General features: G+C 48.4%; 11 protein-coding genes. All 11 read right to left on the bottom strand.

The genetic code is table 11. The features are described 5' to 3' along the window. Window positions 1-1,101, bottom strand: a complete 1,101-nt coding sequence (gene nusA, locus DMN77_RS02270) for a transcription termination factor NusA (RefSeq protein WP_179013338.1) — start codon at window positions 1,099-1,101, stop codon at window positions 1-3. Between the two features lie 41 nt (window positions 1,102-1,142). Beyond that, window positions 1,143-1,604: a ribosome maturation factor RimP gene (rimP, locus tag DMN77_RS02265; RefSeq protein ID WP_068780748.1), complete on the bottom strand. Its 462-nt coding sequence runs from the start codon at window positions 1,602-1,604 to the stop codon at window positions 1,143-1,145. Window positions 1,605-1,771: 167 nt separating this feature from the next. Beyond that, a complete protein-coding gene (locus DMN77_RS02260) occupies window positions 1,772-6,088 on the bottom strand; it encodes a PolC-type DNA polymerase III (RefSeq protein WP_068780747.1) in 4,317 nt (1,438 codons plus the stop codon). A 639-nt stretch (window positions 6,089-6,727) separates the two neighbouring features. After that, entirely contained in the window at window positions 6,728-8,179 is a 1,452-nt protein-coding gene (proS, locus tag DMN77_RS02255) for a proline--tRNA ligase (RefSeq protein ID WP_179013336.1), read from the bottom strand. Window positions 8,180-8,212: 33 nt separating this feature from the next. Beyond that, window positions 8,213-9,487 (bottom strand): RIP metalloprotease RseP, encoded by a 1,275-nt coding sequence (rseP, locus tag DMN77_RS02250; protein ID WP_068780745.1) that lies wholly within the window; start codon window positions 9,485-9,487, stop codon window positions 8,213-8,215. Window positions 9,488-9,616: 129 nt separating this feature from the next. Then, a complete protein-coding gene (locus DMN77_RS02245) occupies window positions 9,617-10,756 on the bottom strand; it encodes a 1-deoxy-D-xylulose-5-phosphate reductoisomerase (protein WP_179013335.1) in 1,140 nt (379 codons plus the stop codon). Window positions 10,757-11,230: 474 nt separating this feature from the next. Next, entirely contained in the window at window positions 11,231-12,031 is an 801-nt protein-coding gene (locus DMN77_RS02240) for a phosphatidate cytidylyltransferase (protein WP_179013333.1), read from the bottom strand. Between the two features lie 102 nt (window positions 12,032-12,133). Next, complete coding sequence (locus DMN77_RS02235; RefSeq protein ID WP_179013332.1) at window positions 12,134-12,919, bottom strand: undecaprenyl pyrophosphate synthase; 786 nt, start codon at window positions 12,917-12,919, stop codon at window positions 12,134-12,136. A gap of 71 nt (window positions 12,920-12,990) precedes the next feature. After that, a complete protein-coding gene (gene frr, locus DMN77_RS02230; protein ID WP_068780741.1) occupies window positions 12,991-13,545 on the bottom strand; it encodes a ribosome recycling factor in 555 nt (184 codons plus the stop codon). Continuing rightward, window positions 13,545-14,273 carry a UMP kinase gene (gene pyrH / locus DMN77_RS02225; protein WP_068780740.1) on the bottom strand — a complete coding sequence of 243 codons (729 nt, stop codon included), beginning with the start codon at window positions 14,271-14,273 and terminating at the stop codon, window positions 13,545-13,547. Before pyrH ends, frr begins: the two co-directional genes overlap by 1 nt. A 228-nt stretch (window positions 14,274-14,501) precedes the next feature. Continuing rightward, window positions 14,502-15,152, bottom strand: a complete 651-nt coding sequence (gene tsf, locus DMN77_RS02220) for a translation elongation factor Ts (RefSeq protein ID WP_068780739.1) — start codon at window positions 15,150-15,152, stop codon at window positions 14,502-14,504. Window positions 15,153-15,194: the final 42 nt, after the last annotated feature.

Raw genomic sequence — 15,194 nt, 5'->3', positions numbered from 1 at the left:
CTAAAAATCAATAGATACGGAGTCCTGCGGCATTTCATCCTGCTCGGTCTTCTCTCTACCGAATTCTTCCTCTGCCTGAGTTTCGCTCTTAATATCGATCTTCCAGCCTGTCAGCTTAGCAGCAAGCCTTGCATTCTGCCCCTTAATGCCAATCGCCAGCGAGAGCTGATAATCCGGCACGATAACACGAGCCATCTTCTCGGGCTCGAATACCTGCACCTCCAGCACCTTGGAAGGGCTAAGCGCATTGGCTACATACTCTTCAATATTGTCGGAATAGCGCACGATGTCGATCTTTTCCCCATGTAGTTCGGTTACAATCGTCTGCACGCGCGTGCCCTTCGGACCAACGCAAGAGCCGACCGGATCTACCGCGCTATTGCGGGAATAGACGGCGATCTTCGAACGGAACCCTGCTTCGCGGGCAACAGAACGAATTTCAACAACGCCATCGAAAATCTCAGGAACCTCCAGCTCGAACAAACGCTTCAACAAACCAGGATGCGTACGGGACAGCAAAATTTGCGGCCCTTTGGTCGTATTCTCAACCTTTGTAATATACGCTTTGATCCGATCGCCGTGCTTGAACTTCTCGCCGGGCATTAATTCATTCAACGGAAGATGCGCTTCAATCTTGCCGAGATCGACATAGACATTACGCAAGTCCTGACGCTGTACGATACCCGTAACGATATCCTCTTCCTTCTCGACAAAAGCGTTATAGATCAGTCCGCGCTCCGCTTCACGAATGCGTTGGGTTACCACCTGCTTCGCCGTCTGCGCCGCGATCCGTCCGAAATCTCTAGGCGTTACTTCAATTTCCGCTACATCGTCCAGTTGGAAGCTGGGATTGATCTCACGTGCTGAATGCAGCGAAATTTCCGTCCGAGGATCGAGAACTTCTTCAACAATGAGCTTGCGCGCAAATACTCTGATGGATCCCGTATGGCGGTTCATGTCTACACGAACGTTCTGCGCCGTATTAAAATTCCGTTTATAGCTGGAGATCAGTGCTGCTTCAATAGCTTCAAATAATATATCTTTGCTGATCCCTTTTTCCCTTTCCAAATCATTCAAGGCTTCGATAAAATCCATACTCATTTGCCTCGAGTTCCCCCTTTCATAATCCTATATAAGTGTTGTTAAAAAATAATCGCCAATCTGGCGCTAGCAACTTTACTATACGATACGGCATGTTTCTGCTTGCCGATTTCAATGACGAGCTCGTCACTCTCAAAAGAGAGAAGGCGTCCCTCAAATTCCTTCAGGCCATTCACCGGCTCGTATGTAGTGACAAACACATCCTTGCCTACGGCTTTGACGATATCGTCCGCTTTCTTCAACGGCCGTTCCGCACCGGGCGAGGACACTTCAAGGAAGTACGCGGATGGAATCGGATCATTCTCATCCAGCTTCTCGCTGAGATATTCGCTGATCCGGCCGCAGTCATCAATATCGATGCCGCCGTCCTTGTCAACGAAGACACGCAGAAACCAATTGCTGCCTTCCTTTACATATTCAATATCAACCAATTCAAAGCCGTTCTGCTCGAGATATGGCATTACCATCTGTTCTACGGCCGCTTTGATTTTCGGTGTGCTCAAGAGTACATTACCTCCATCAATTGTTTCCTGTATACCAAAGAGTAAAGAGTGGGTTTCCCCACTCTTTAGACAACGTTTCTATCTCCATGATTACCAAAAAAATTATAACATAGTCTGGTAATAGTGACAAGTAAAACACCTTTACCACCCTTAGCCCTATCCTTAGGTTAGAACAAGGAGAGCTGATTGCTCTCCGGCAAGTCACGGAAACAGCCCAGCGAACCCAACAGTTCAATGATCGTCTTACTTGCTTTGGATCTCTGCTGAAAATCTTCCACGGAGAGGAATTCCCCTGCTTCCTTCGCCGCAGCGATGTTCCGCGCCGCATTCTCCCCGATTCCTGCCAAAGCGGCAAACGGAGGAATCAGGGCATCGCCATCTACAATAAAGCGAGTTGCATCAGAACGGTACAGATCGATCATCTTGAACCGGAAACCACGCGCTGTCATTTCCAGCGCCATCTCCAGAATCGGCAGCATCGCTTTCTCCTTCGGCAACGCCTGGAAGCCCTTCTGCTCGATCTCCTCGATCTTGCGGTATATCGCTTCATATCCCTGGCAGCATAACTCAATATCGAAATCTTCACCACGGACCGAGAAATAAGTCGCGTAGAACTCGATCGGATAATATAGCTTAAAGTAAGCGGTACGCACCGCCGAAATAACATAAGCGGACGCGTGCGCCTTCGGAAACATGTATTGGATCTTGAGGCAGGAATCAATGTACCACTGCGGCACCTTGCATTTCTTCATCTCATCAATCCATTCCGGCGTCAAGCCTTTCCCCTTACGAACGCTTTCCGTAATTTTAAAGGCCAATCCGGCATCCATTCCCGCTTTGTAAATCAGGAACAGCATAATATCATCCCGACAGCCAATCACCGTCTTAATGTTGCATGTGCCATTCTTGATCAATTCCTGGGCATTGCCCAGCCAAACGCCAGTACCGTGGGACAATCCGGAAATCTGCAGCAAATCCGCAAACGAAGATGGCTGTGATTCGACCAGCATCTGGCGTACAAACTTGGTTCCCATCTCGGGAACCCCGTAAGTTGCCACCGGAGTCCGAATTTGCTCCGGAGTCACTCCCAGCGATTCCGTTGAGTTGAACATACTCATCACCTTGGGATCATTCATCGGGATCGTCGTTGGATCAATCCCGGTCAAATCCTGCAGCATCCGCATCATTGTCGGATCATCATGGCCGAGAATATCAAGCTTAAGCAAGTTGGCTTCAAATGCATGATAATCGAAGTGAGTCGTCTTCCATTCCGCACTCGTATCATCAGCCGGATATTGTACAGGTGTAACATCTTCGACTTCAATATAGTCAGGCACGACGACGATCCCGCCAGGATGCTGGCCTGTACTACGCTTCACGCCGGTACATCCGGCCGCCAGCCTGTTTAGCTCTGCACTGCGCCAATGCTTATGATGCTCTTCCTCATACTTCTTCGCAAAGCCAAACGCAGTCTTCTCCGCTACGGTACCAATCGTACCCGCGCGAAATACGTTCTTCTCCCCAAAGATAACCTTCGTAAAATTGTGAGCCTCCGGCTGATATTCCCCGGAGAAGTTAAGATCTATATCGGGGACCTTATCGCCTTTAAAACCCAGGAAGGTTTCGAACGGAATATCCTGTCCCTCTCCCTTTAGCGGCTGGCCGCACTTCGGGCAATCCTTCGCAGGAAGGTCGAAGCCGCTCGGTACGCTGCCATCCAGGAACCATTCACTATGCTTGCATTCCGGATTACGGCACATATAATGAGCTGGAAGCGGATTAACCTCGGATATACCGAGGAAGGTAGCCACGATTGAGGAACCGACCGACCCCCGTGAACCTACGAGATAGCCATCCTGATTGGATTTCTTAACAAGTTTTGCCGAGATCAGATAGTTGGCCGAGAACCCGTACTTGATAATCGGTTCGAGTTCTTTTTCCAGCCGCTTGACGACCACCTCAGGCAAATCCTCCCCATACATAGAGCGTGCTGTATTGTAACAGGTTGAACGGATTTCTTCGTCCGCCCCATCAATAATCGGCGTGAACAGCTTGTCCGGAAACAATTCAAGATCCTCGAAGGAATCCGCCAGATTCGCCGTATTCGTCACGACAACCTCATAAGCCTTGTCCTTACCGAGAAATTCAAATTCAGCCAACATTTCGTCCGTCGTGCGGAAGTGCGCATCCGGCTTGCGGAGATCCTTCAGCGGACTGAAACCGGTAATGCCATGGATCGTAATATCGCGAAAAATTTTATCCCTAGGCTCAAGGTAGTGTGCATTTCCGGTAGCGATGACTGGCTTGCCCAGCTTAAAGCCAATCTCAACCACTTTGCGAATTGCCGTCTTCAATTCCTCAACACTGCCGACCAGGCCTTTATCGACCAGATGCATATACATCGTTAACGGCTGAATCTCCAGTACATCATAAAAGCCGGCAACTTCCTCAGCTTCTTCGACCGTCTTATTCAATACAGCCTCGAAGAACTCTCCTTTCTCACAACCTGAGATGACAAGTATCCCCTCGCGCATTTCAGTCAGCTTCGATTTCGGGATACATGGAACCCGCTTGAAATACTCGGTATGCGACATAGAGATCAGCTTGAACAAATTCTTCTTGCCGGTCGTATTCAAGGCATAAATTCCGCAATGGAACGGACGGGTATTGGACAGATCCTTGCCAACCCGGTCGTTCAGACGATCGAGCGTGGTCATTCTTTCCTGCGTAATCGCGTCTTCGATCAGCCCGGTTAATACACCGGCAAGTGCTATGGTATCGTCGATTGCGCGGTGGTGATTTTCCAGTGAAACTTTGTATTTCGATGCCAGTGTGTTCAATCTATGATTTTTCAAACTCGGGTGAATCAAACGTGCCAGCTCCAGTGTATCCAGAACCGGGTTGAGCATAGGCGGTCTGCCAAGCTCCTTCAGCTTTGCATTTACAAAATCAACGTCAAAGCGGGCATTATGAGCGACCAGTACCGCATCTCCGGCGAATTTAATGAATTCATCCAGTACCTGATCGACCTCTGGCGCGCCTCTTACCATGTCGTCATTGATGTTCGTCAATTGTTGAATATGATATGGAATAAGTTCATGCGGATCAACAAAGGTGGCGTAACGTTCCAGTTCTTTGCCTTCCTGCATCTTGACCGCGGCGATTTCAATAATTTTGTTCTGCGTTACAGACAGACCGGTAGTCTCAATATCGAATACGATATAAGTTGTCGTCTTCAGATCATCAGGGCGCGGATTTAATACGACGGCCACATTATCATTCACTACATTCGCCTCGACACCGTAGATCATCTTGATCCCGTTCTTCTTGGCAGCTTTCGCAGCATCAGGATAGCATTGCACACCGCCATGATCGGTTACCGCGATCGCTTTATGTCCCCATTTGGCCGCCATCTTCACGTAATCGCCGATTGGAGTTACCGCATCCATCGCACTCATCGTCGAATGCAAATGGAACTCAACGCGCTTCTCTGCAGCATTATCCTTACGAGATGGAGGGGAGTTCACTTCGCATAAATCCGAAGGGATCATGACAAGCTCAGGAATGGACATAAAGCGGTCCATCTCTACTCTGCCGCGGGCTTTGATCCATTTCCCGTTGGCTAATTGACCCATGATCTTGAGATCTTCCTTATTCTTGGCAAACAGCTTCATCTGCAAAGAATCGCTAAAATCGGTAATATAAAAAGTAAATAAAGTATTGCCATTACGCAGTTCCTTGCTCTCCAGTCCGAAGATCGTGCCCTGGATCGTGACCCGTTTTTCTTCATCTTGCAGTTCCTGCAGTGGAATTGGCTGATCTTTGATGTCATAGCCGATCTGCAGCTTAACCGCTTCGCCATCGTCTTCCTCCGGCGGCGCTTCTGCTTCCATACTCTCCATCATCCGCTGGATCACTTCGCGTTCTTCCTCAGCAATCCGTTGCTGGAATTCCTCAAAAGCTTCCTCATTGTTCTCGGCTACATGCAGCTTGACTCTTACATCCAGCCCAAAATAATTGCCATAGAAGGTCGTAATCGCCTTGTCTATATTCTTCTTACGGGCTAGTTCCAGCGCCATCGCATCGCCTAACGCTACCGTTACAAGATCGTCCTCGATCTCATAACCAGCCTTGGCCATCCAGCCATTAACGGATGGTATTTCCCGCTGCACCCATTCCAGGAACAGCTTCCAATATTCCGTAACGATCTGCTCGGCAGTCTGGTCCTGTTCATATCGGAATAGAATAGCGATCTTGGCAATATGCTGCATTCGCTCCTGGATACGCAAGCAAAACGTTCTATAGACCTGGGCAGGGACAAGCGTCTGTTTGCGGATCGTAATCTTCCACTCGCGGTTGCCGCGGCTAACCTCTACCTGATCGATATATCCGTCTAGAAAATACGGATCAATCAGCGAAGCCGGAACTTCCGCCTGCTTCATCAACAGTTCAAGTCTGGTTCTTTTCTCCTGGACGTCGGTCATCTCTTCCTCCCCCATACTCAAATAGTGGCAATGAAGTTCAAAAAGTCCGCTTTTGATCCCTAAGCTTCAGCAAGCCCATGCGGGATCGAATCTTGAATTCCCCGGACCTAAGCAGTTGCTTGCGAAGTTATGTTTCCTCCGGAAACCTCTCGGGTGCCTCACGTACCCACTATGTACGCTTCACTCCTTAGCCCCAGCCTTTTTCCACTGAAGCATATTGAAAAAACGCATAGCGGAAGCATAAGCCTCGGTGCTGAAAAGCGAGCTTTTTGAACATTTCTTAAACGCTAACGAAACACAGTATCGTTATTTGCGCTAAAAAAGAGTTTCCAAATTCCTAACGAAACTTGCTATCGCTATTTGAGCTAATTACGGAGCCAACCCGCGGATTTCCTCCAAATAACGATTGGGGGTTTCGTTAATAAATTTCTCCCCTTATTTTTCAGGAAATAACGTTCTGTAGTTTCGTTAGACGAAAAATGTATATCAGTGCAAAAATTAAGGCCTCCGCAAATCTGGCCGACAGGAGCTTGTAGCAACAAATACCTGTCATGGCCGTTTCTGCCGAAAGCCTTAATATCGTTATATTCTCTGGACAACAGTCCAGTTCCCCTTGCACGGTTCTTGCGGCAGGACTAATTAATAGGCTCTGGCAAAAACAACAGTATGCTTGGCCGTTTCTCCACAGACGAGACATTTCGTCTTCTGAACTTCCGGCTCAAACGGAATATTCCGGCTAGTTGCTCCGGTCTCTTCTTTGACTTGATGTTCACAAGCCTCAGAACCACACCAGCCTGCAAGCGTAAAGCCACGCTTCTCTTCCATGCTGGCTTTCATCTCATCCAATGTATCCACGGAATAGAAATGCTCATCACGGAATGCCTTGGCACGGTTGTACATTTCCTGATGAACCTGCTCCAGCATCGCTTGAACTTCTTCCAAAAGACGGTCTTGCTGTACAACCTTCTTCTCGCCGCTAATACGCGATACGAGGACACATACGCCATTCTCCATATCACGAGGGCCAATCTCAAGGCGGACAGGAACACCACGCATTTCATATTCATTGAACTTCCAGCCCGGACGAACATCAGCACGGTCATCCATTCCTACGCGGATCCCCGCCTTCTTCAATTCGGCAAACAATTCATCGCTGCGAGCAATCACCATATCGCGCGTCTTTGGCGGTCCGATCGGAATGATCATAACTTGCTTTGGAGCTACTTTAGGCGGCAATGCCAGCCCACGGTCATCCCCGTGCACCATGATCAAGGAACCGATCAAGCGGGTGCTCACGCCCCAGGAGGTCGTATGCACAAATTCGTGCTCATTCTCGCGGTTCAAATACTGGATATTAAACGCAGATGCAAAGTTGGTACCAAGATAATGCGAAGTTCCCGCCTGTACGGCACGTCCATCCTTCATCATCGCTTCAATCGAAAAAGTATCCACAGCTCCGGCAAATTTCTCGGACGGTGTCTTCTGACCCGTAATTACCGGAATTGCCAGATAACCCTCTACAAAATCGCGGTAGATTTCCAGCATCCGCATCGTCTCTTCCCGAGCTTCCTGTTCATTTTCATGAGCAGTATGGCCTTCCTGCCACAAGAATTCGCTTGTGCGCAGGAACGGTAGTGTCCGTTTCTCCCAGCGAACGACGTTAGCCCATTGATTGATCAATACCGGCAAATCGCGATAGGATTGAATCCACTTCTCATACATATGCCCAATCATCGTCTCAGAGGTAGGCCGGATCGCAAGGCGCTCTTCCAGCTTCTCGCCAGCCGCCTCAGTCACCCAAGGAAGCTCAGGGTTGAAGCCCTCCACATGCTCCTTCTCTTTCTGGAAGAAGCTCTCCGGAATAAAGAGTGGGAAATAAGCGTTGCGATGACCCGTCTCTTTGAAGCGGCGATCCAGCTCAGACTGAATATGCTCCCAAATTTCGTAGCCGTCCGGCTTGAACACAATACAGCCGCGTACTGGCGAATAGTCCATCAAATCCGCTTTCTTAATGACGTCGATATACCAGCGCGAGAAGTCTTCTCCCTGCGGGGTAATTTCCGTTACAAATTGTTTCTCCTCGTTAGCCATAAAAACTCTTGTCCTCCCGTAAAAGCCTCATAATTATCCAAACAATCGTAATATATCGTTATAGGTTACCGCAATCATTAGCAGGAACAGCATGGCAAATCCGATAAAATGCACCAAGCCTTCATGATTCGGATCCACCGGCTTGCGGCGAAGGGCTTCGATGCCCAGGAAGATCAGCCTGCTGCCATCAAGTGCCGGAATCGGCAGCAAATTAAAGATCCCCAGATACAGGCTAAGGATGGCCGTCCATCTTGTGAGCTGTACAATCCCTTGCTTGGCAATCTGCCCTGTTACTTCAAACGTTCTTACTGGCCCGCCAAGATCATCCATGGAGAATTTGTTAATCAATTGCTTAAACCCCTGGAAGATCAGCTTCGTTGTATCGACCATATCCGTTCCGGCTCTGGTAATTGACTCACCCACAGAGGCGCTGCGCATAGGGAAGAAAGTGATAATCGAGCTGCCTACCTTCCCCACCTGCTCGTTGTCTGTCGCCCGGGGAGTAACGGTAATATTCACTTCCTGTTCTCCACGCTTAAGCGTCCATACCATCGGTTTATCTTTAGAAGCCTGAATCGTCTCGATCATTTTGTTCGCATCGGTTCCAACTGGCATACCATTGATCTTCTCAATAATATCGCCCTCTAGAACTCCGGCTTCCGCTGCAGGCATTCCTTTCACGACATCACCAACTTGCAGATGACTTGGCTTATCAAGCGGAATCCCTGCCATTAGCGTATACAACGCAAATAACACAAAGGCAAGAATGAAGTTCATGAGGGGCCCGGCGAAAATCGATAATGCTCTTTGTCGCACTGTTTTGCTGCCATATTGACGATCCCTAGGTGCAATCTGTGTCTCCTTGCCTTTGACAACAAGCATCGCCTGCGGATGAATCGAGTACCTTACGCTCTCCCCATCTACATCCAGCAGTACGGACAGATCATCCACCAGGTCGATTTGCAGCACCTCGCCGCGAATGACATTCTTGCGACTGTCCAGTCGATCCAAATAAATCTTGCCGACTTTATCTTCCTCCAGGCGGAGCGCTATCGTCTGCCCGTTAGAAATCTCAATCAACTCAGGATCTTCTCCGGCCATGCGGGCATATCCGCCAAAGGGAAGCAGACGGAAAGTAAACTGCGTCTCGCCTCGCTTATAAGCGAACAATTTAGGTCCAAATCCTATCGCGAACTCCCGTACCAGTATCCCAGCACGTTTTGCGAAGTAAAAGTGCCCCCATTCATGCACCGCCACAATGACGAAAAACATGAGCACCGTCAAAAAAATAATTTTCAGTAGTTCCAATCGAAAGCATCCTCCTTTTGGCCACGGATCGTCCAAGTTCTTTCTAGATTATCATTATTCTCCGATCAGGCACAAGAGAATACAAGAATGAATCTTTTCCATGATGACGACAGCAGGCCCTTTGAGGAATTACAACGATTCAGCCACCGCTCTCGCCCATTGGTCAGCATCCTTGATTACTTCAAGACTTGGATCGGCCAGAGCTTCATGTCTGGAAAGCACGGTCTCAATGAGATATTCAATCTTCAGGAATGAAATTTCTCTATTTAAGAAGCGAGCTACCGCAACTTCATTAGCTGCATTGAACACCGTCGGTGCGGTACCTCCTATTTTACCACATTCAAAAGCTAGTCTTAAACAAGGAAAACGTTCAAAATCCATCTCTCTAAACTGGAGCTCGCCTGCCTTGGCCAAAGAAAGGCGCTGCGCCGCCGAATTCCAGCGCCGTGGATACGAAAGCGCGTACTGAATCGGAACCCGCATATCCGGTGCACCAAGCTGAGCAATGATGCTGCCATCACGATACTCAACGAAAGAGTGGACAATGCTCTCAGGATGGAGCAATACCTCAATCTGTTCAAATCCAAGCCCAAACAACCAGTGGGCTTCAATCACTTCCAATCCTTTGTTGACCATCGTGGCTGAATCGATCGTCACCTTGGCGCCCATCGACCAGTTCGGATGCTTCAGGGCGTCCTCAACCGTTACATTCGCAAGCTGCTCCCGGCTATAATCGCGGAAGGAACCGCCCGACGCTGTTAATGTAATGCCGGCTACATCCTCCATATGCTCACCATTCAGACATTGGAAGATCGCCGAATGTTCACTGTCAACTGGAAGGATGGACACGCCTTTCTCCTTGGCTAGAGCCATTACCAGGTGACCGGCTGTTACCAGCGTTTCTTTATTCGCCAGAGCGATGGTTTTGCCCTCGGAAATAGCCGCCAAAGTAGCCGGAAGACCAGCACTGCCGACAATCGCGGTGAGTACGGTATCCGCTTCGGTACCTGCCGCAACTTCGATCAAGCCCTCTTCCCCATAGCTAAGCTCTACCCCGGCCGGCAGCAGCGGACGGACTTGATCCGCCAATTCCTTGGTAGCAATAGAAGCCTTCTTCGGCCGAAATTGATTCACTTGCTGTACGAACAGCTCCATATTGGCTCCGGCAGCAAGTCCCTCAACGACAAATTGTTCAGGATGCTGCTGGACAACATCCAGCGTCTGCGTCCCGATCGATCCGGTCGAGCCAATAATTGCAATTTTCTTCATAAAGCACCTCACCACACTCATGTAATGAATGGATCTTCAAGATTCGACGCCGACTCTGCTTCCTTGCGTCCCTTGCATGATGATAAGACAGTTATAAAATTTCCTCTTCCAATCAAGATTTAATGCCTTGGCTTTTCAGCACCGAGAAGGTTGATTGAATCTAAGATCTGAGGAACGGAGCGTAGGTAAACCTACGTGAGTACCGGAAGAGCTTAGATGAATTCAAGATTCGATGCCGAGTCCGCTTCTTCGACTAACCTTCGTGATCAAAAACTAGTCATTAAATTTCCTCTTCCAATCAAGATTTAATGCCTTGGCTTTCCAGCACCGAGAAGGTTAAATGAATCTAAGATCTGAGGAACGGAGCGTAGGTAAACCTACGTGAGTACCGGAAGAGCTTAGATGAATTCAAGATTCGATGCCGAGTCCGCTTCTTCGTAACCTTCGTGATCAAAGTCAATTATTGAATTACCTCTAATAGGGGAGCAGCATTAGGATATGTATGAATGGGAATACCGCAATCCAACTATCACACCGATCAAGAATTCCCCCATGCCCCGGCAAGATCGTGCCGGAATCCTTGATTCCATAGGCCCGTTTATATGCCGACTGAATCAAGTCGCCCATCTGACCGACAACAGCGGCAATAATCCCGAGGATAATAGCACGTCCGATGGTCAGCAATCCGCCTGAAGCCAGCGCAAAGATTACAGCAGCAACGACAGACAACACAATTCCACCTATCGCGCCTTCCACCGTTTTATTGGGGCTAATGGCTGGCCAGAGCTTATTTTTCCCTAACCTGCGTCCGACAAAATATGCCCCTGCGTCACTGCTCCAGATCGAGATAAGCATCAGGAAGGTCCAGAATAACCCCTGTCCATCCTGCGTATTTCTCGTTGCCACGATCGAGGAGAAGCCAATGCCGATATATACCATACCAAGGAATAACAAAGAGACCGTGGAAATAGGAAGTTCATTTTTTGTAATCACAGTAACGACTAGGAACAACAGCATCAGCAGGCCAAAGACGCGCATCAGGTTCCAAGGCATCTCCAATCCAAGCGCCTCCCAAGGGAAGAGCGCGTAGAACACACCCAAATAGCCGAGCAGAGCAGGTGCACCGAAAGCCGGCAGCCCAATCATTCGAACAAACTCATAGAAGCCTATCAAGGCCATGAGCAAAATTAATATATTGAAGCCGATTCCACCGAGCAGGCAAAGTCCAAGGAAAAAGCCTCCGGCCACAATTCCTGTGATCAATCGTTGTTTCATTGGTCTGCACCTTCCATTTCAATCAAGATTTAATGACTTGGCTTTCCAGCAACCAGAAGGTTGAATGAAGTCAGGGGTCAAGTCATTAAATATCCATCTTCACTAGGATAACCCGCCATATCGGCGTGTCCGTCGTTGATATTCTGCGACCGCAGCGAATAGATGCTCCCGGCCAAAGTCAGGCCAATATAGATCCGTGAACCATAGCTCACTATAAGCGGTCTGCCAGAGCATGAAATTGCTTAGCCTGAGTTCTCCACTCGTCCGAATCAACAAATCCGGTTCTGGCAAGCCTGCAGACAAGAGCTTGGATTGAATCATCTCTTCAGTAATCTCTTCGGCAGAGATCTCACCGATCTGAACACGGCGAGCGAGTTCTCTAACGCCCTCTGTGATCTCGCGCCGGCTTCCATAGTTCAAGGCAAAGTTCAATATAAGTCCTGTATTATTCTTGGTACGTTCCATCGCTTCTTTCATAGCAGCGATTGTATGCTCCGGAAGTTCCTTTGTATAGCCCATCATGCGGATCTGCACATTCTTCTGAATCAGTTCATCCAGCTCCAAGGCGAGAAACTCTTGTGGAATAGCCATTAGGTAGTCTACTTCCTCCTTAGGACGCTTCCAATTCTCTGTAGAGAACGCGTATAGCGTCAATACAGAAATGCCCAGTTCATCGGCTGCAATCGTTGCCCGCTTCACAGCCTTCATCCCGCTACGGTGGCCCATATTACGCGGCATTCCCCGTCTACGCGCCCAGCGCCCGTTCCCATCCATAATGATTGCAACGTGCTTCGGAATTTTTCCATCTGAGAGATCCACAGCTGACGGATCTACAGACGACGCGGGTCTATCCCCTTTTTTCCACCAGGATTGAAATAGCTTGATCATTTCTTTTCCTCCAGTAGGTGATGAAAAAGAGACAAAACCCCACCGTATTTGGAGGGGCCGCTTCTCGTCTCTTAAACTTCCATGATCTCTTTTTCTTTAGCTGCAAGCACTTTATCCACTTCCGCGATATATTTATCGGTCATTTTCTGAACATCATCTTGATGTCTGCGAGACTCATCCTCGGAAATGTCCGTTTTTTCCAGCTTTTTAATGTCGTCGTTAGCATCACGGCGAATGTTACGAATAGCGACTTTGGATTCTTCTCCATATTTCTTCGTCATCTTCACCAATTCAACCCGACGTTCTTCAGTTAGTGGCGGAATCGACAAGCGAATGTTCATACCGTCGTTAGCCGGCGTTAGACCCAAATCCGACTTCATAATCGCTCGCTCAATATCAGACAGCGACGATTTGTCCCAAGGCTGAATCATTAACGTGCGCGAATCCGGTGTGTTAATGTTAGCCAACTGATTAAGCGGAGTCATCGATCCGTAATACTCTACTTGAATACGGTCAAGCAAGGCCGGGGTCGCTCTTCCTGCGCGAAGAGTTGCAAGATCTCTTTTCAACGCCTGAATCGCTTTCTCCATACGTTCTTCAGCATGCTTTTTAATCGTTTCTGGCATTAATCTACACTCCCTTTGACGATCGTCCCGATCTTCTCGCCCAGGACGACGCGCTTAATATTACCTTGTTCTGTAATAGCAAACACGATGAGCGGAATGTTGTTGTCCATGCAAAGCGATGAAGCCGTAGAATCCATAACGCCCAGATTTTTGTTAAGTACTTCAAGGTAAGTCAGGACTTCAAACTTCTCAGCTGTCGGATCCACAAACGGATCTGCCGAGTATACTCCATCCACCTTGTTCTTAGCCATCAGGATGACTTCAGCTTCAATCTCTGCGGCACGGAGAGCTGCTGTCGTATCTGTGGAGAAGAACGGGTTCCCGGTACCTGCTGCGAAAATAACAACACGGCCCTTCTCCAAATGACGGATCGCTCTACGGCGAATATATGGCTCAGCGATTTGCTGCATCGCAATTGAAGTTTGAACCCGCGTAGGCACGTCAATCTGCTCCAATGCGTCCTGCAGAGCCAAGGAATTCATCACCGTCGCTAGCATCCCCATATAGTCAGCTGTCGCCCGGTCGATGCCTTTGGCACTTCCAGCGATTCCGCGCCAGATATTGCCGCCGCCACATACGATAGCTACTTCCACACCAAGCTCGACGACTTCCTTCACCTGTTCAGCGATCGATGAGATCGTCTCGGCATCAATACCATATCCGTTCTGACCGGAAAGCGACTCACCGCTGACTTTCAAGACAATACGTTTATAAACTGGCTGTTTCAAATGCATACCCTCCACAATCATCCTTCATGAGGCATCGTATATACCCTTCTTGCCTCAGCAAAGAGGATATATACGCGTTCTCACGCTGGGCTTAGGTCAAGCCAAAAGATTTAGCCGTTCTTGCAAACGAATATCCCCTTTGGAATCACTTATAAATTCTATATCTATAAAAGAAGGAACACGGTGTGTTCCCACTTCTATAGATGTAATTCGATTATATTCTATCGCTTAGTTCTTAACTTGAGCCATAACTTCTTCTACGAAATTATCGACTTTTTTCTCCAGACCTTCACCAAGCTCATAACGAACAAAACGACGGATCGAGATGTTCTCACCGATTGTGCTGATCTTCTCGCTCACGAGGTTAGCGATCGTCTTGTCTGGATCTTTAACGAAAGCTTGCTCAAGCAGGCAGAACTCTTCGTAGTATTTGTTGATGCGGCCTTCAACCATTTTTTCAACAATCTTCTCAGGCTTGCCTTCGTTCAAGGCTTGAGCGCGCAAAATTTCCTTTTCCTTCTCGATTTCATCTTGTGCCACTTCTTCGCGACGAACATAACGTGGGCTCATTGCAGCGATGTGCATTGCAACGTCACGAGCGAATTCTTTAAATTGATCCGTCTTAGCTACGAAGTCAGTTTCGCAGTTGATTTCTACCAATACACCGATACGTCCGCCAGCGTGGATGTAGGATTCTACAACACCTTCAGTCGCAATACGGCCCGCTTTGTTAGCAGCAGCTGCCAAACCTTTTTCGCGGAGCAATTCGATCGCTTTGTTCAAATCATTATTAGCTTCTTCCAAAGCTTTTTTGGAGTCCAGAATTCCTGCTCCAGTCTTTTCGCGAAGTTCTTTTACCAATTTTGCATCAACAGCCATTGTTATTACCCTCCATATCGAATAAGCAAATTGTTTAGCTTC

It is taken from the genome of Paenibacillus sp. 79R4 (assembly GCF_013393165.1).
In the GTDB taxonomy this organism is placed as follows: Bacteria; Bacillota; Bacilli; order Paenibacillales; family Paenibacillaceae; genus Fontibacillus.
Note: the sequence above shows the minus strand (reverse complement) of the source record. Positions and strands in the feature narration are given on the sequence as shown.